13 protein-coding genes are annotated in these 17,963 nt (G+C 51.0%); 5 read left to right on the top strand and 8 right to left on the bottom strand.

Annotated features, from left to right (window positions below; genetic code table 11):
* Positions 1–134 precede the first annotated feature (134 nt).
* A complete protein-coding gene (locus ACJJI1_RS00675) occupies positions 135–3,692 on the top strand; it encodes an indolepyruvate ferredoxin oxidoreductase family protein (RefSeq protein ID WP_444958266.1) in 3,558 nt (1,185 codons plus the stop codon).
* 53 nt (positions 3,693–3,745) lie between these two features.
* Here ACJJI1_RS00675 and ACJJI1_RS00670 read toward each other — a convergent pair whose 3' ends face one another.
* Together ACJJI1_RS00670 and ACJJI1_RS00665 are read right to left on the bottom strand one after the other, a co-directional pair.
* Positions 3,746–5,020, bottom strand: coding sequence for an OprO/OprP family phosphate-selective porin (locus ACJJI1_RS00670; protein WP_444958265.1), 1,275 nt, complete (start codon positions 5,018–5,020; stop codon positions 3,746–3,748).
* Positions 5,021–5,155: 135 nt separating this feature from the next.
* A complete protein-coding gene (locus ACJJI1_RS00665) occupies positions 5,156–6,046 on the bottom strand; it encodes a TraB/GumN family protein (protein ID WP_444958264.1) in 891 nt (296 codons plus the stop codon).
* Positions 6,047–6,216: 170 nt separating this feature from the next.
* Between ACJJI1_RS00665 and ACJJI1_RS00660 the strand changes: the two genes are divergently transcribed.
* Complete coding sequence (locus ACJJI1_RS00660; RefSeq protein WP_444958263.1) at positions 6,217–7,314, top strand: glycosyltransferase; 1,098 nt, start codon at positions 6,217–6,219, stop codon at positions 7,312–7,314.
* A gap of 54 nt (positions 7,315–7,368) precedes the next feature.
* Here the strand turns inward: ACJJI1_RS00660 and ACJJI1_RS00655 are convergent, their stop codons facing one another.
* Both ACJJI1_RS00655 and ACJJI1_RS00650 read right to left on the bottom strand, forming a co-directional pair.
* Positions 7,369–7,953, bottom strand: coding sequence for an acyloxyacyl hydrolase (locus tag ACJJI1_RS00655; RefSeq protein WP_444958262.1), 585 nt, complete (start codon positions 7,951–7,953; stop codon positions 7,369–7,371).
* A gap of 99 nt (positions 7,954–8,052) precedes the next feature.
* Positions 8,053–9,201, bottom strand: a complete 1,149-nt coding sequence (locus ACJJI1_RS00650; protein WP_413662679.1) for a sigma-70 family RNA polymerase sigma factor — start codon at positions 9,199–9,201, stop codon at positions 8,053–8,055.
* Positions 9,202–9,955: 754 nt separating this feature from the next.
* On the opposite strand from ACJJI1_RS00650, the gene ACJJI1_RS00645 reads away from it, so the two are divergent.
* Positions 9,956–10,264, top strand: coding sequence for a hypothetical protein (locus tag ACJJI1_RS00645; protein ID WP_413662678.1), 309 nt, complete (start codon positions 9,956–9,958; stop codon positions 10,262–10,264).
* Between the two features lie 81 nt (positions 10,265–10,345).
* Here the strand turns inward: ACJJI1_RS00645 and ACJJI1_RS00640 are convergent, their stop codons facing one another.
* From ACJJI1_RS00640 to ACJJI1_RS00625, 4 genes are all read right to left on the bottom strand, one after another.
* On the bottom strand, positions 10,346–11,104 hold the full coding sequence (locus ACJJI1_RS00640; RefSeq protein WP_444917729.1) for a YciK family oxidoreductase: 759 nt from the start codon (positions 11,102–11,104) through the stop codon (positions 10,346–10,348).
* Positions 11,105–11,156: 52 nt separating this feature from the next.
* Positions 11,157–11,816 (bottom strand): HAD family hydrolase, encoded by a 660-nt coding sequence (locus tag ACJJI1_RS00635; RefSeq protein ID WP_413662676.1) that lies wholly within the window; start codon positions 11,814–11,816, stop codon positions 11,157–11,159.
* 12 nt (positions 11,817–11,828) lie between these two features.
* Positions 11,829–12,530, bottom strand: a complete 702-nt coding sequence (gene ubiG / locus ACJJI1_RS00630) for a bifunctional 2-polyprenyl-6-hydroxyphenol methylase/3-demethylubiquinol 3-O-methyltransferase UbiG (RefSeq protein ID WP_444893285.1) — start codon at positions 12,528–12,530, stop codon at positions 11,829–11,831.
* A 66-nt stretch (positions 12,531–12,596) separates the two neighbouring features.
* Complete coding sequence (locus tag ACJJI1_RS00625; protein ID WP_444958261.1) at positions 12,597–13,922, bottom strand: TRZ/ATZ family hydrolase; 1,326 nt, start codon at positions 13,920–13,922, stop codon at positions 12,597–12,599.
* Positions 13,923–14,114: 192 nt separating this feature from the next.
* Between ACJJI1_RS00625 and gyrA the strand changes: the two genes are divergently transcribed.
* Positions 14,115–16,676: a DNA gyrase subunit A gene (gyrA, locus tag ACJJI1_RS00620; protein ID WP_444958260.1), complete on the top strand. Its 2,562-nt coding sequence runs from the start codon at positions 14,115–14,117 to the stop codon at positions 16,674–16,676.
* 167 nt (positions 16,677–16,843) lie between these two features.
* The gene (serC, locus tag ACJJI1_RS00615; protein WP_444958259.1) at positions 16,844–17,923 is read left to right on the top strand and encodes a 3-phosphoserine/phosphohydroxythreonine transaminase; all 1,080 of its coding nucleotides are present in this window, start codon (positions 16,844–16,846) and stop codon (positions 17,921–17,923) included.
* Positions 17,924–17,963: the final 40 nt, after the last annotated feature.

Below are 17,963 nucleotides of genomic sequence, written 5' to 3'. Positions count from 1 at the left end.
CCTCAGCCGCTCTGGGACTTTGCGGCAAATATAAAAACAGGCGCATCTGACCACAGAAAACGGACTATTCGGAAGAATAATGACTAATAACTCGAACCGGGTTTCGAGAAGAATAATTAACCGGAAGTAGGTGTATGACTGAAAAAGTAACCAGTCCTCAAAGTACGGCGGATTCCCAAGTAAAAAAACAGGTTTCATTGGACGACCGCTACACCATGCTCAAGGGCCGTGTGCTCCTTTCAGGTATCCAGGCCCTTGTGCGCTTACCCATAGACCAGATGCGAATGGACCGGGATCGCGGCCTCAATACCGCGACGTTTATCTCCGGTTATCGTGGGTCGCCCTTGGGTGGCTACGACCTGCAGTTATCCAGGGCGAAAAAACTGCTGGGAGAGTACAACATCCGTTTCCAGCCTGGCGTCAATGAAGAGTTGGCGGCTACGGCAGTTTGGGGTTCCCAGCAGGTGGGCTTGTTCCAGGGCGCAGAAGTGGATGGCGTTTGCGGGATTTGGTATGGCAAGACACCGGGTGTCGACCGCTCCTGCGATGCATTTCGCCATGCCAACGCCGCTGGCTCCTCTCCTAAAGGTGGCGCGCTGATCGTTGCCGGCGATGACCACGGCTGTAAGTCATCCTCCTATCCCGGGCAATCTGAATTTGCCTTTGTAGATATGCATATTCCAGTACTTAACCCCGCCACCGTGCAGGAAGTGTTGGATTATGGTCACTATGGGCTGGAGCTGTCTCGCTTTAGCGGCTGCTGGGTGGCAATGATCACCCTGGCAGAAAATATGGATAGCTCTGCGACCGTGGAAGTGGACCCTGAGCGGGTCAAATTCCACTACCCGGATATTGAACGTCCCGAGGGCGGCCTGAATATTCGCAAGCAGGATAACCCTCTCGAGCAGGAAGAGCGCCTGTGGCGCTACAAGCGCCCTGCTGCGCTGGCTTTTGCCCGCGCCAATAAACTCAACAAGGTTGTACTGGAAAATCCTGAGGCGAGCCTCGGCATCGTCACCACCGGTAAGGCCCATCTGGACTTGATGCAGGCCTTCGAAGACATGGGTATGGATGAGCAGAAGGCCAAGCAGCTCGGTATCCGAATCCTTAAAGTGGGTATGACCTACCCGTTGGATGTGCCGGGTATCCAAGAGTTTGCCCGTGGCTTGGATACGCTGCTGGTGCTTGAGGAAAAACGTAGTTTGATGGAAGTACAGCTGAAAGAAGAGCTGTACAACGTCCATGTGAAGGACCCAAATTTCCCGCGTATTCTCGGTAAAGTGGACGATAGTGATCAGCCGCTGATGCCCGCTTATGGCGAGCTGTCGCCAGCGATTATTGCCCAGGTATTGGGTTTTGTTTTGGGTGAGGACAAGTTGGATGAAGGCGGCAAGCACCGCTTGATGCGCCTCAATGCCCTGGCTGAACGTATTTCCCAGCAGACGGGCTCAAGTGTGTCTCGCTTGCCTATGTTCTGTGCCGGCTGCCCCCACAACCGCTCCACCAAGGTGCCAGAAGGAAGCCGAGCCTTAGCAGGTATTGGTTGTCACTATATGGCTCAGTGGTTGGATAGGGAGACTTATACCTTCACCCAAATGGGTGCCGAAGGGGTCAACTGGGTAGGGCAGGCGCCGTTTACCAGTGAAAAGCATGTCTTTGTAAACCTGGGTGATGGTACCTATTTCCACTCCGGTATTTTGGCGATTCGCGCTTCCGTGGCTGCCAAGGTCAATATCACTTACAAGATCCTGTTTAACGATGCAGTCGCCATGACCGGCGGCCAGCCCCACGATGGTGAGTTGGCTCCAGATATGATCTGTCGCCAAGTTTTGGCGGAAGGGGTTCAGAAAGTTGTCCTGGTGATGGATAACCCGGATAAATACAAGGGTGCGCTGTCCTTCCCCAGTGAAGTTGAAATTCATCACCGGGATTACTTGCCTGTTGTAATGGATGAGTTGCGTGAGGTTGAAGGTTGTACCGTTATTATTTACGACCAGACCTGTGCCACTGAACTGCGCCGCAAACGCAAGCGCGGGCTACTGCCTAAAGCCGAGGGGCGCCCCTTCATTAACGAGCTGGTGTGTGAAGGCTGTGGGGACTGCGTCCAGCAGTCGAGCTGTATCGCTGTTGAGAAAGTGGAAACGGCGCTGGGCGATAAACGCAGGGTGAACCAAACCGGCTGCAACCAGGATATGTCCTGCGTTAACGGCTTCTGCCCCTCATTTGTCACGGTGAAGGGTGGCAATATTGCCAAGGGCGCCGGGGTAGGTGACGTGTTGCGAACTGAAGCGGCCAAGTTGCCTTCGCCACAGCTTCCGGGCTTACAGCAGCCGTATAACTTCCTGGTTACCGGCGTTGGCGGTACGGGTGTAGTGACCATTGGCGCCTTGCTAGCGATGGCGGCACATATCGAGGACAAAGCGTGCAGCACCCTTGATCAGACGGGATTGGCTCAGAAGGGCGGAGCGGTTTACTCCCATATTCGCTTTGCGGCTGCGCCCGAGTCTTTGCAGGCGGTACGTATTTCCGACGGTCGTGCCGATGCCCTGATGGCCTGTGACCTGATTGCAGCCGGCAATGTGGCAGCTTGTTTGGTTAAACTGGATAAATCGCACAGTCGCGCGGTAGTGAATACCCACTTGAGCCCAACGGCGGCAACGGTTCTCGGGCGTGAGGATGTCCACTCACCGCAAGCGGTATTGGATACGGTGAGTGGCGCGGTTAATGAGCTCAGCTCTGTAGAAGCGCATCGCCTGACCAAGGCAGCTCTGGGAGATACGCTTGCCGCCAACATTTTTATGCTCGGCTACGCCTGGCAGAAAGGGTTGATTCCGCTAACTGAAGCCTCCCTACTGGAAGCGATCCGCTTAAACGGTGTCGCTGTGGAAGGTAATCTGCAGGGATTTGCTGCAGGGCGGTTGGCGGCAGAAAATCGCAACGCTCTGGACAAACTGTTAACCCACGAAAAAGTTGCAGTAGAGGTACCACAAACTCTTGAAGCGATTGTGGCTCACCGGGTGGAGCACCTCACAGGTTATCAAAATACGGACCTCGCCGAGCGTTACCGCAGTTTGGTCGATACGGTGAAATCTGCTGAGATTTTAAAAGTGCCCGGGAATGTCCAGTTGGCCGAGGTGGTTGCGCGCAATTATGCAAAATTGCTTGCCTATAAGGATGAGTACGAGGTGGCTCGCCTATATACCGATAGCCGCTTTACCGAATCGCTAAAAGAGAACTTCAGTGGTGACTTTACTCTGGAGTTCAATTTGGCTCCCCCATTACTGGCGCGCTTCGATAAAGGCTTGGGGCGTCCCCGCAAAATGAAATTTGGCGGTTGGATGTATAAGGCATTTGGTGTTTTGGCGAAGCTGAAGTTCTTGCGTGGATCGGCGCTTGATATTTTTGGCTATACAGCTGAGCGAAAAATGGAGAGGGCACTGATTAGCGAATATGAAGAGTTGGTTAAGAAAGTTCTGGGCCAATTAAATTCGCAGAATCACGCTGCTGCAGTTGAGCTACTTCAATATCCGGATATTATCCGGGGCTACGGCCCGGTGAAGGGGGCCAATATTGAGAAAGCGAAAGAACAGCGAAATATCGCATTAAATCGATTTGAAAACCCGGTTCGGGATATAAAACTATCAGCGGAGGTTGAGGTTTTTGACCCAGCTAAGGCACAGCAAGTAGGTTAATTGCCCGTTTGATAAAGTGGCTCAAGGACTGTCTTGAGCCACTTTATAATCCCCTACCAAACCCCTTGTAGTCGTATGGCGAATTGGTTGGTTTTGTCTCCAGTAAAATCGTTGTCGCCTAGGGTGATGTTCATCATTACCCGAACTTTGGGGTTGAAGTAATAGTTTACCCCTAACGTGAGATTACTTGCTCGCAGCTGGTGGAAATTGCGGTTTTCTATAGTTTGGTATCTTGCGGCAACTTCCCATGCGCCTTCTGGGGGGGATGGTTTAATTGACTTAAAAACCCCTTTCTTGTCGTCATATGGTTTGTGCTGCCCGGTAATTGCCCAGCTTCCCAAAATGTACCAGGAGTGAACATCCTGCCCGCCAATAAAGCACCCGGTGATAGGGTCACAGAAAAAATTCGGAAGCAAACCGAAAAACTCTTCATAGACCAATTCTGAGAGATATATTTTTCCTGAAAAGTGGCCGTAGGCGTATTCCGCCTGACCAAATAAGGGACCGTAGGTTGCAGCCAGCTCGAAACCGGTAATATTGACCCGCCCCCCACCGTCGCCGAGAAAAAATTCATCGTCACCAAAATCGCCAAAAAAATTAACTGATCCACCAGGTGAGATGGCTATAAGTTGCTCTGGCCCCCGCCGGCCCGCATAGGCGACCTCAGCAATAATATCAGGTGTATCTTGGTTAGCTTTTTCGTAACTACGGGATACGCCCAGGTGAACGGTTGATATGGAGTCGCTGATTGGAGCCCAGGTTAATCGAGTTGCGGCGCCAAACCCCGAATTACGTGGGTCACCAGGGTTTCGCAAGTTGAACAGGGTAAAACCGAAGGTATGGCAGCACCATTGTTTATCCCACTTGATCCCCTGTAAGTAGCCTCGTCCGTCGTAAATACCTGCAGAGCTGGTAAATGCTCGCTCCATAAGTACGAGGTCGTTTGAGCTGGTTAGTTGACTCATTGATCGACTGGGTTTGAAATTGCCAATAGTCAACTTTCCTGTATAGAACTTTGTACTTAAATAAACGTCACGCAACCCTGCGGTTCCGCTAGTGGCAAAGTCTCTCTGAAGTTTGTATTCCCACTCCCAGATTTTGCCCCTCATTGTCAACCTAACCCGACGGAAGTCGGTTGTATTGACCGGATCTTCTAGGTCTTTGTCAAAAATGTATGTATCGAAGTGAATCCTTCCGCCGAGTTGTGCGGAGAAATCCCCATCGTCAGAGACAATTTTCAGTCCGCCTTTTGTCTCGGCTTCATCAGCAATAGCCGGGAAGCTAAATAAAAGAATTGATATGGCACAGTATGCTCCCCAGCATTTCATCGGACGCCTCTAGTTGAGAGTTGTCATTGGTCACGGGAAAAGTGCTATTCGAGTTTAGCAATAGAAAAGACTTTGGACGGGGAGGGGGGATGGGACGGCGCAGAAAATCTGCGCCGAGGGTTACTGGACAGTTGATTAAAGGCGTTCTAATTTGTAACCAGTGTCGCCTAGAAACTCGATAACACTGCGTTCGCCCACCAAGTGGCCAGCGCCGACAATGACAAACAGAGACTGGTAGTTTGGCCCCTTAAGTGCAATTTTCTCAGCCATCCTTTCATTGCGATTAAAAAAAAGTGTGTCATAGAGCGGCTTATATTCAGGGTTTTCAGTTAGGCCGTCGAGGATAATAAGGCGATTCAAAGCTTCTTCATCTCCTCGCTTCCATGCGCTGGTGAGTTTGGGTAAAAAGGTTGAAATATCCCCAATTTGCTCAAGGGTTTGCTGGAAGAGGAGCGCAGGGTTGTCCAGGTCATTTAACATCTTGAATTGTTGCAAGACACCTTCCAGCTCCAGAACGGATTTTCCATCCTTTTTTGCTTTTTGTAAAAAGTGCCTATCAATGCCTAGTTCTGGGTTAAGGCCGTGGGCTTGCATCTCAATCATGCTCATAGAGATCATGGCTATGGCGGGACGCTGCCGGATAAACATAGCCTCGGGCATACTACGTTTTCGCATCCACGACTTCAGTTGGCTGTATATCGCGGGTGGAAGTTCGTCTTTTAAAGTTCGTTCACCTTGGTAGATAGACTCCATCATGATTCGCTGCTGTAACAGGCTGTCGCCTTCTGCAGCGAGAATGTCAGCCTCGACGGCAATGGCATCACTATTGGAGTAGGCCTGTTCAATTTTTGATCTTAGAGGGTAAAAATCCTCAGTTGCCAAGTGAACCGAGCCTAATAAGTAAACGGTTTTATTGTCTTTAGTTGCTTTCCAGAAGATGCCTTTATCGCTCTCAGCGGCTGAAGCTCCTATTGTTAGTAGAAGCAGTGTAAAGGCGAGAAAGTAACTTATTTGTCGCTGAAGCATTGTCGGGTCCCTGAGTAATTTGCCTTTGCAAATACTATCACTAACACCTTCAGGTACCAGAGGGGCTTTTAGGCATCAAGTCACTGACTTGTAAATTAGTGATGATTTACTGGGAAATTATCCTATAGGAAGTCAAAATAGACCTTTTGGTCTGTTTCACGGAAGTCAAATTGAAAGTTGTACAGTTTTTACCCAGTCTAGAGCCTGGGATCACAGCAACTCTTGCGCTTGAGTTTGCAAATGAACTGGTCAAAAAAGGCCACGAGTCCCTGGTAATTTCTACTGGTGGACCATTGGAGGCGCGGTTTCGTTTGCACGGTAGTGACTTTATCAGCTTTCCAAAAATCAGTGAGTCAATTTGGTCTTTGCGGCACAAATCCCGCCTGCGTAAGATTCTCGCAAGGTTGCAACCGGATATTGTCCATACCTATGGTCGCTCAACGGCTTTTCTAGCTTGGCGCGCCTTAAAGAGTGAGTCAGCTACAAGTCGCCCTAAGCTGGTGCCCCTCGTGGATCAAGATTTCCCCGACAGTTATTTTAATAAAGGTATGCTGTCAGGAGATGGAATTATCGCAAGCTCCCGAGGGATTGCAGAGAACCTGAAGAAGTCATCCCCCAAGATTGCAGAAGACTCGATAGAGGTTATTTATCACGGTATCAATATTCGCGAGTTTGATCGTGAAAAACCGGTAGCGAGCCAGTGGCAACTGAAGCTTTTGAATAGCTACCCCCAGCTGGAAGGGAAAAACTGGTGGTTCATGCCGGGAGAGATCTCTGCAAGTGGTGGCCAGGAGGAGTTTTTACATCTGTTGGCCCGGGCTGCGGCACAAAGCGATGATATTCACGGAGTGATTGTAGGAGCTTTGGCTGAAGATGATTTGCGTTATCTGAAAAAACTTGAAGGGCTCGCACAAGATTTGGACCTCGGTGGTAAGGTTACTTTCCTAGGTGAACGCCGTGATATGCGTGAGCTGTATGCAACTTCTCAGTTGGTTTTTCAACTCGCCAGCGAGAAAGACGGGAACGCAAAACATTCCAAGGAGGCACTGGCGATGGGGCGCCCGGTAGTCGCTTATTCCGAAGGTTGTACGGGGGAGGTTTTGCAGAAACATTTTCCTGAAGGGCTGGTGGAGAAAGGTGATCTGAAATCTTTAATGGAAGCGAGTTTGAATTTGGTAAGCAAGCCAAATAATCTAAATCCTCAAGAGTTTAGCTATGCAGCTTCGGCTGGAAAAACCATAGACTTTTTTCAGAGCTTGCTTAATTAAATTAAAAGCAATTTTAGTCGTTAACAATCTGGAGAGTATTAAAAGGTTGAATTTCTAAAAGTTAAGGTGCCCGTTCAAGGAGGCGAAATCAAAACCGGGATTGGGTGTATTGGTTCTGGCGTTTGAAAAATGACTGTATCTTAAAGAAAGGACGTGGCCTCTGGAAAAACGGTACCCGAAAGCAAAGTGCAGGGCAAAATTTAGTTTGGTGCTCAATCCAATATCACCAAAGTTCTTTTGGCTTAAGTAGGATGCTCCTGCGCCTGCTTCAGCAAAGCCACCCCGTAATTCACCTCGGGGGTACCAGCGCAAAATAGGTTTAATTTCGAGAATATTTTGTTGCTGTTTCTCGTTGTGGTGTTCAATTCGCATATGGGAGTAGCTGCCTTGTCCCCACCATTGAAGTGAATTGTCGCCAAGGCTAAATGAAGACAGTAGATAGGAGTAGCTGAATCCAGCCATTTCTGAAGCCGAGATAGAGCGATACTGCATTAACTCATTTCCTAACCCTTTACCTGCGCTTGCAATGAGCTCGGATTCTGCTTGGGTCGGTGGGGCTAGAAGTAGTCCGCCGACAAAAAAATAGGTACAGCATTTAAAGGCACAGTATTTTTCGTTGAAGACCGCTAACTTACGCATAACTTCGCAGTACTAACTGATAGAACTGTTTTAAAGACTAGTGGGAAAGGGTTCGATGGCAAGCTCTAAGGAGAGGCTTGCCATCGACTTCCTCCTTTTCTAGCGCCACTGCCGCTTCAGTTGTCGAAGTGCGTCAGAATGAAGTTGTCGCGCGCGCTCCTGGCTAAGCCCCAATTGCTCGCCAATAACTCGAAAAGAGCAGTCTTTGTCAGAAATTAATCCATACCGCAAGTTGAGGACTGTCCTTTGTCGTGCGGGGAGGCGGGCAACAGCTTCACGGAGGCGTTGTGCTAGCTCCTGGTTGGTTACAAGCTCATCCGTATTGTAAAGTTCATCAGCAGGTGCGTAGTCCAGTCGGGTACTGCTCTGGTCGTCTGCGACTGGGTCATCAAGGGACCCTGTTGGTCCTGGGAGTTTTAATAAGCTCTGGATTCTCTCAATATCTAGTCCTGTGTGGCGGGCCAGATTGTCATCGGATGCGGGTTGCCCCTGAGCGCGGACTTCACCAATGGCTCGGTAAATCGCTCTTAAATCATCCTGGACATTGGCTGGTTGTCGGACAAGGTCTTCGTTGCGCCTTAAAGCTAATTGAATTTCTTGCTGGATCCACCAGTAGGCATAGGTCGAAAAGCGGTATCCCATTTGTGGTTTGAATCGCTCAATGGCTTTCATTAATCCAACATTGCCTTCTTGAATTAAATCGATAAAGGGAACTGATGGGTTGCGAAAGCGTTTTGCGATGGCAATAACCAGGCGCAGATTACATTGGATCAGTTTTTTCCGCTGTTGTTGAAAGCGCTGTAGGAGTCCGGTTAGCCTGCTGCGGCCGCGCCTATCCAGGAACTTGCTGGCAAGTAGGATTTCAGTGTGGGCAATTATAAGTCCATGGTCGTAGGCGCCTGTGCTTCCGCGCTGCTCCACTCCTTCGCTGCGAAGCTGAACCAACTCGGTGCCGCTTTCCTGAAGATTGGAAATGAGCTTTTCTTCCAGGTCGCGCAATAGACAGGTGGTACTGTGCTCTTCCTCCGGAGTTAATAGCTCAAGCCTGTAGAGATGCTTGAGATAGCTCTGCATTGGGGTGGTGCCGCTCTCGGAGAGGGTATCACCCGCTGCATGAATCTCTTCCGAGTCAGGGTCTCGCTCGACTTGAGGGTCGGGCTCGCTGGCACCCTGGCAGGAGTCAGAGAGTGGTTCGCCTGTATCCTTCAGCCATTCTTCATCCCTTGAGTAAAAATGTTCTCGGGACAAGTGCTTAAACCTTTGTTGGCTGTGTGAACGAAACTTGTTGATCAGTCTATTAAGGTGTCGATTGACGCCTATTTCTACTTACTATAGATGTATCAGTAAGCTTAAGAAGGGAAAAATGAGACTCGAAGGTTTTGCCGGTCTGAAAAAGGGGAGAGTTTTATGTGCGCCTCTAGAAACTAGCTTTTACTGGGCGCGCTTGCTCTTACTTTTCGGCCACTATCTTTTGGCGGCATAAAGAATTAGCCAAGCATTGCTTTTTCTGCGGCGACCGAGATTCCAGCCTTCCAGTAGATCCTTTCATTGTCATTTTGGCGCCAGAACCGGCTATTATCCAGTTTGACTAGGGGCTTCTGATAAGTGCTTTTGGTGATTGAAACAATTCTAATTCCGATGAAATTAGGCATTTTAGTTGTTGGACTCTTTTTTTCTTTCCAAAGTCATTTTTTGCCCGCTATTCCCCGGGTGGGTTAACTTGCCAGAGTAAGTTAGTCGTTTCATGTCAGCTTCTATCCCACAAGATCTTCTCAAACAAATAGAAATGCAGATGAGTTCACACTTTTTTGGCTGTCAGCATGAAAGAATTTGAAGAGCCACACATGCTGATTGCCCACTAAATATGGGGCTCGAGTTCGGTTTGTGAAATATTGTCGTTTTTAGTAGTTGTTGTTTGGAGGGTATGACTACTTAATAGGTTGCAGAAAATTCTATCGATTGAGCGATTTTTTATAAAACTAAACTATCCAGGGGCGGAACTATGAAGGGGTTGCTAACACCTGCAGCACTGTTTGCTGTTGTGGTTGGGTACGTGTCTTGCGAGGGGATAAGCCTTGCGGTATCTGATCGATCTGCAGCTTATGCTGTCGGGGTCGCGCTTAGTGAGCGGGATGATCAGTCCGTTGACTACAACCAGTACTCGGGAGATGCTCAAGATATAGAGCTGTTTGATGGCTCCAACATGATGGAGTTTGAAGGCGATGTATTTGCCGATGCTCCCGAGCATATGCCTCCAATTGGAGAGGGGGCGGACTCAAAAGACAGTGATGACAAGGGCTTCGGTGAGTAGCTATCAAGTGCAATGCCAACAGGGTTTACATGGACAAGACCCGAGACCGAAGCCCGGATTCTTGTCCAGGAGACGGGGTCTCTATTTCTTCTGGGCGCTAAAATGCTTCCCGCTTACGCCGTTACTGTCTCTACCCATTAAATAGAGGTAGGTGGGCATAATATCCTCTGCAGAGGTTACCGATTGTGGGTTTTCTGCTGGGTAGGCAGTTGCTCGCATTGTTGTACGGGTTGCCCCTGGGTTTAGGGAGTTGACCCGGGTATTGGAAACCCCTTCCAGTTCATCGGCGAGTACCTGCATCAATCCTTCAGTGGCAAACTTCGATACTGAATAGGCCCCCCAATAGGCTCTCCCTTTAACCCCAACGCTGGAGCTTGTAAAGACAACAGAGCCTGCTTCTGATTCCTCTAGCAGAGGCAGCATTGCTTTTGTTAGCCCAAACGCTGCATTAACATTCACCTGCATTACTTGTTGCCAAGTGTTGAAATTGTAATTGCCTATAGGGGTGCGTTGCCCGAGTAGGCCGGCATTGTGCAGGAGTCCATCCAGGCGGCCAAACTCGTTGCGAATAGCTTCTGCGAGGCTCTCGAAATCCTCTATTTTTGCCGCACCCAGGTCCATGGGGAAAATAGCCGGCTGTGGTCCGCCGGCAGTCTCGATTTCGTCATAGACCGCTTCTAGCTTGGGGGTTGTACGGCCTAGCAAAATTACTGTCGCCCCGTGAGCAGCAAAAGTCTTTGCTGCAGTTTTACCTATGCCATCTCCGGCACCGGTGATAAGAATAATTTTGCTCTTTAATAGGTCGGAGGGCGCTTGATAGTCGCCAACAAAGTCTGACATGAAATATCCCGATACTGTCACCGGGCTTGGGTGCCCGGTATTACTTCAAGTTTCAAAAATAGTGTTGTTCTAGAAGGGGCCAAATTTCATTGGCGGAATTTACCAGGTGGTCTGCCCCCCAATTGGCGGGGTTATCTGTAGAATCAATATAACCATACCCGCAAGCGATAGTTGGCATACCAGCCTTTTGTCCGGCGATGATATCGCGCTTGTGGTCGCCGATATAAATTGCTTCAGCGGGCGCGCAGCCAATCTGGCTGCAGGCTAAAAATAGGGGCTCGGGGTCTGGCTTGGATTTGCTGACGTGGTCAGGGCAAACAATTGCAGAGGCTGGCGGTAGATGGGTAAAGGCTTCCATCAGCGGAGTGGTGTAGGCCTCCGGTTTATTGGTGACAATCCCCCAGGGAAGGTTTTTTTCAACCAGGTTGTCGAGCAGGTTGTCGATACCGGGGAAAGTGGTCGTCTTCTCTGCAAGATGTGCCAGGTAGAGGTCCAGCAACCTTTGCAGTAACCCTGGGAAGGCGGGGTCACCTTCTTCTTTGTTAAACCCCAATGTCACCAGCGCCCTGGAACCATTGGATACAGTTCCCCGGATCGTCTCGTCAGGCAGTGGAGGTAACTGTTCCTGTTGGCGCAGTTGATTTAATACAACAATAAAATCTGGCGCTGTATCAAGCAGGGTACCATCCAGGTCAAATAAAACGGCTTTCATTTTGCAGTTCACTTATTCTGGTTTGCTGGCATACATCAAATAATTGACGTCGACATCCCGGGGGTTCAATTTGTAGCTTCGGGTAACCGGGTTATAAGTCATACCGGTTATATCGTGCGCTTCCAGGGACTCATCGCGCAGCCAGGCGCCCATTTCTGAGGGGCGGATAAACTTACTGTATTCATGAGTGCCCTTGGGCAGTAAGCGTAGGACATATTCTGCTCCGACTACGGCAAACAGCCACCCTTTGGGGGTGCGGTTGATCGTAGAGAAAAATAGCTTGCCGCCAGGTTTTACAAGTTTCGCGCAGGCGCGAATGACAGAGGACGGGTCTGGTACATGCTCAAGCATCTCCAGGCAGGTAACAATATCAAAGCTCTCGGGCGCTTCTTCTGCCAGTTCCTCTACTGCCACTTTGCGATAGTTGACGCTGACGCCACTTTCGAGGGCGTGGAGTTTGGCGACATTGAGTGGGGCTTCCCCTAGATCGATACCAGTAACATCGGCTCCCCTCTGTGCCATGGCTTCAGCCAGGATACCGCCACCGCAGCCCACATCGAGGAGCTTCTTACCGGCAACCGGGGCATACCCGTCAATGTAATTTGCACGCAGTGGATTGATTTCGTGTAGTGGTTTGAACTCGCCTTCCTTGTCCCACCAGCGGCTGGCAAGTTGCTCAAATTTGGCGATTTCTGAGGGATCTACATTGCTCATGAACTTCTCTGCAAACTCCGTCGCTCGTAACCGGCATTTTTCAGTGATTGGGCCGGAATCAGTTATCTAGCGTAAATTTCCGCTGATTCTATCACGCCATATTTGCGCCCGCTGGATAACCTCAGTCTCGTTTAAGGTTTGTAGCTGGCGCTCCTTTAAAAGTTGTCGCCCGGCAACCCAGACATCGCTGACATTGTGTCCTCCATTGGCATAAATCAATTGGGACACCGGGTCATGCAAAGGCTGCTGTTCTAGACCGCCGAGATTGATAGCTGCAATGTCTGCGCTTTTACCTACCTCCAGGCTTCCGGTTATATCTTCAATTCCCAGCGCTTTGGCTCCGTTGATGGTCGCCATGCTCAGTGTCTGATGCGCGGGTAGGGCTGTTGCGTTCCCGCTAACAGCTTTTGCCAGTAGTGCGGCTGTGTTGGCTTCGGAGAACAGGTCTTGGGTGTTATTGCTCGCGGCGCCATCGGTGCCAAGGGATACGTTGATGCCGGCTTCCAGCATGTCATAGGCTGGGCAAAAGCCTGAGGCGAGCTTGAGATTAGATGATGGGCAGTGAGAAACATGGGCGCCACTTGAACTCACTAGCTCAATGTCTCGTTGATTAGTGGCCACCATATGTACACAAAGTGTCTGCGGCCCCAGCAGCCCAAGGCGGAATAGCCGTTCGGTGGGCCGCTCTCCATTAGCGTTCAGGGCGCTTTCAACTTCAGCGTGGGTCTCGTGGAGGTGCATCTGCATGGGGATCTGCGCTTCGGCAGAGCAGACTGCAATTTTCTCCAGTGTTTTATCCCCCACGGTGTAGGGGGCGTGGGGTGCAAATACCACCTCAATTCGATCGTGCGCACGGTAATCATCGCGTAACGCCAATCCTTTGTGTAGGGCCTCGTCGCTATTGCGGCTCCAGGGGGTTGGGGCATCCAGCACGGGGAAGGCGATATGGGCCCTGATTCCGCTTTCCCGCGCAGCAATGGCGACGGCTTCCGGGAAGAAGTACTGATCAGAAAAAGTAGTAGTACCAGAGCGCAGCATCTCGGCAATCGCTTGCCGGCTGCCGTCAGCTACAAATTGCGGACCAACCCAGCGTTGCTCTGTCGGCCAGATGTGCTGCTCAAGCCACTCTTTAAGGGGGCGGTCATCAGCGTAGCCGCGCAATAGCGTCATGGGCGCATGGTTGTGAGTATTAATTAACCCTGGAATTAGTGCGTGTTGCCCCAGGTCGACTTCATCTGTTGCCTTAAAACGAATTGAGGCCTCAGCTGTGGGTACCAGGGCAGAGATTTTGCCCCTTTCTATTGCGAGTGAACAATTTTCGTACACTTTTTTCTCGGGTACGACGGGTATGATCCAGCGTGCGTGGATCAGGGTATCGACAGCTTGTTGCATGAGGAGTTATCTGGTGGCTGCTGTGGAGGTGTTTTACTGTAGCCGCAGTCAATGGGGGCGACAACTGTGGTTTGTGCCGCAGTTGTATATCTCCGAGTCCTGCAGCTCCAAACATCTCAAACTATGGTAGAATCGCCCGCTTATCCCGGGCACAGTACGTACGCCCGCGCTATAAAAGGAACGCCGTAAGCCATGGGCGAATTAGCCAAAGAAATCTCTCCGATTAATATCGAAGAAGAACTCAAGCAGTCTTATCTCGACTATGCCATGAGCGTGATTGTCGGGCGCGCACTGCCGGATGTACGCGATGGCCTCAAGCCGGTACACCGCCGCGTGCTCTACGCGATGAGCGAGCTTAAAAACGACTGGAATAAACCGTACAAGAAATCAGCGCGTGTCGTTGGTGATGTAATCGGTAAGTATCACCCGCACGGAGACACTGCGGTCTACGACACTATTGTGCGTATGGCGCAGCCGTTTTCTATGCGTTACACCTTGGTAGATGGCCAGGGTAACTTCGGCTCTATCGATGGTGACAGTCCAGCTGCCATGCGATACACCGAGATTCGTATGGACAAGTTGGCCCATGAGCTGCTGTCCGACCTCGATAAAGAAACTGTTAATTTTGTCGATAATTACGATGGTTCTGAGCAAATGCCGGAGGTGTTGCCTTCGCGTGTGCCGAACCTCTTGGTCAATGGTTCCTCCGGTATTGCGGTGGGCATGGCCACCAATATCCCTCCCCATAACCTGGGTGAGGTGATCAAGGCTTGTCTGGCTCTGATCAATAATTCCGAGTTGACCGTCGACGACCTGATGGAGTACATCCCCGGGCCGGACTTCCCCACGGGCGCCATCATTAATGGCCGCGCCGGTATTCTCCTTGCTTACCGCACTGGCCGTGGGCGCATTTATGTCCGTGCCAAAGCAGATGTGATCCGCGATGACAAGACCAATCGCGAAACCATCATCATTACTGAGATCCCCTTCCAGCTGAATAAAGCGCGCTTGATCGAGCGTATTGCTGAGCTGGTGAAAGAGAAAAAGATCGAGGGTATCTCTGAGCTGCGCGACGAGTCCGACAAAGACGGCTTGCGCGTAGTGATTGAGCTTAAGCGGGGAGAGCTGGGTGATGTGGTTCTGAATAACCTCTATTCCCAGACCCAGCTGGAAAGCGTCTTCGGTATCAATATGGTAGCCCTGGTCGATGGCCAGCCCAAGGTATTGAATCTCAAAGAGCTGCTCGAGCACTTTATTCGCCACCGCCAGGAAGTCGTTACCCGCCGTACGGTCTACCTGTTGCGCAAAGCCCGCGAGCGCGGTCATATTCTGGAAGGTCTGGCGATTGCCATTGCCAATATCGATCCGGTAATCGAGCTGATCAAATCTTCCGCCACGCCGGCAGATGCTCGCGAGGCGTTGCTGGCTAAAGGCTGGCCTGTGGGCAATGTACAGCAGTTCCTGGAGCGGGCTGGTGCTGATGCCTGCCGTCCAGATGACCTGCCGCAAGAATTTGGTCTGCGCGACGACGCTTACTACTTGTCCCCGGCCCAGGCCCAGGCAATTCTCGAATTGCGCCTGCACCGCCTGACGGGCATGGAGCACGACAAGCTGTTGGCAGAATACCAGGATCGACTGGAGCAGATTGCTGAATATTTGCATATCCTCGGTAGCTTCGAGCGTCTGATGGAAGTGATCCGCGAAGAGTTAGAGCAGTTGTCAAAGGACTTTAACGATGAGCGTCGTACCGATATCGTTGCGTCTCGCCAGGATCTGACCGTTGAAGACCTGATTACCCCGGAAGATAAGGTAGTAACTATCTCCCACGGTGGTTATGCCAAGAGCCAGCCTCTGACCGATTACCAGGCCCAGCGCCGTGGCGGTATGGGTAAATCCGCGACCCAGGTAAAAGACGAGGACTTCGTCGAGCATCTATTGATCGCCAACTCCCATGACACCCTTCTGTGCTTCTCCAATAAGGGCAAGGTGTACTGGCTGAAAGTCTACGAAGTGCCCACCGCTGGCCGAGCCTCCCGTGGTCGCCCAATGGTTAACATGCTGCCCCTGGAAGAGGGTGAGCGTATCAGTAGCATGATGCCGGTGTCCGAGTACGACGAAAATCACTTTATCTTCTTCACCACTGCCAATGGCACCGTGAAGAAAACCCCCCTCACCGCTTTTGCCCGCCCCCGCAGTGTTGGTTTGCGTGCAATTGAACTGGAGGAGGGCGATCGCCTGGTAGCCACTGCGATTACCGATGGTGAGCGCGATGTAGCGCTGTTTACCAGCGCCGGTAAGGCAGCGCGCTTCTCCGAGTCCAATGTGCGCTCTATGGGCCGTGTTTCCCGTGGTGTTCGTGGTATTCGTATGCAGGAAGGTCAGCAGGTTATCGCTATGGTTATCCCTGAAGAGGGTGGCTCTGTGATGATGGCTACTGAGAATGGTTACGGTAAGCGCACAGCTATCAGCGAATTCCCCACCAAGGGACGCGGTACCCAGGGTGTAATTGCGATCGCGGAAAGTGAACGTAACGGTGCCTTGATTGGGGCCTGTCAGGTGCACCCAGGTGAGGAGATGATGTTGATCTCCGACCAGGGCACTCTGGTGCGTACCCGTGTTGATGAAGTGTCTGTACTTGGGCGCAACACGCAGGGGGTGCGAGTGATTCGCCTGAAGACTGGCGAGAAGCTGGTTGGTCTCGGTCGCATTGAAGAGACCGAAGATGACGGTGAAGAAAACGGTGGGGAAGAGTGACCCACCGCTCCAGACCACTAAGAAAGGCTGCGTTTATCGCGGCCTTTCTTGCCTTTGGCTCCCACGAAAAACGCTAAAGGCGCGATATCTATCCCCCTGAATGGCAATTTGTGCGTAGACACATCTAGTTGTATTTGAAACCTTTTTTGTATTGTGGAAATCAGCTCATGAGGAAGTTTAATTTCTGTGCAGGTCCTGCCGCTTTACCGCAGCCCGTATTGGAGCAGGCGCAAAGGGAGTTGCTCAATTGGCAAGGGCTCGGTTGCTCTGTAATGGAAGTCAGCCACCGCTCTCCAGAGTTTGTTGAGGTAGCTGAGCGGGCCGAACAGGATCTCCGCGATTTGCTCAGTGTGCCGAGCAACTACAAAGTATTGTTTCTTCAGGGTGGGGCAACTGGGCAGTTCAGTGCTGTGCCCTGGAATCTTCTCGGTGCTGGCTCTACCAAAGCTGAATTCATTCATTCCGGTAGTTGGGCGGCCAAGGCAATCAAAGAAGCTCGTCGTTACGGTGAGGTAAATGTGGTCGCATCCAGTGAGGATCGAAACTTCAGCTATGCACCTGCAGCAGACAGCTGGCAGTCGAGTGGGGATGCGGCTTATTTCCACTATACCCCTAACGAGACGATTGGCGGTGTTGAGTTTGGCTATGTGCCGGAAGTGGAATGCCCGCTAGTGTCGGATATGTCCTCAACTATTTTGTCTCAACCGATTGAGGTGGAAAAGTTCGGCGTTATCTATGCTGGTGCGCAGAAAAATATTGGCCCCTCAGGTATCGCTGTAGCCTTGATTCGAGATGATTTACTCGATCGCTCACTGGAAAATATTCCTCGCAGTTTGAGCTGGAAGGTGGCGGCAGAAGCGGGCTCTATGGATAACACGCCACCTACTTTCGCTTGGTACTTATCTGGTCTTGTCTTCCAGTGGTTGAAAGATCAGGGGGGTGTTGATGCGATGGCTAAGCAGGCCGATGCTAAATCCAAAATGCTGTACGACTTCCTCGACAGCAGTGACTTTTTCTCCAGTCCGGTTGAGGAGGGAAGTCGCTCCCGCATGAATGTGCCCTTTGTGTTGGCTGACGACCGCCTGGATAAGCAGTTTTTGATTGAGTCAGAAGGAGCGGGTTTGTTGAGCTTAAAGGGGCACCGCTCTGTGGGTGGTATGCGCGCGTCGCTATATAACGCCGTTCCCATGGAGGCAGTGGAAGCGCTTGTGGCATTTATGGCGGATTTTGAAGCGCGCAAGGCTTAGGTGGTTAATTCAATCTTGATGATTTCTTGAGAAAGTAGAT

It is taken from the genome of Microbulbifer maximicatervae (SeqCode) (genome assembly GCF_052467065.1).
This window is presented reverse-complemented; position numbering and strand designations above follow the sequence as displayed.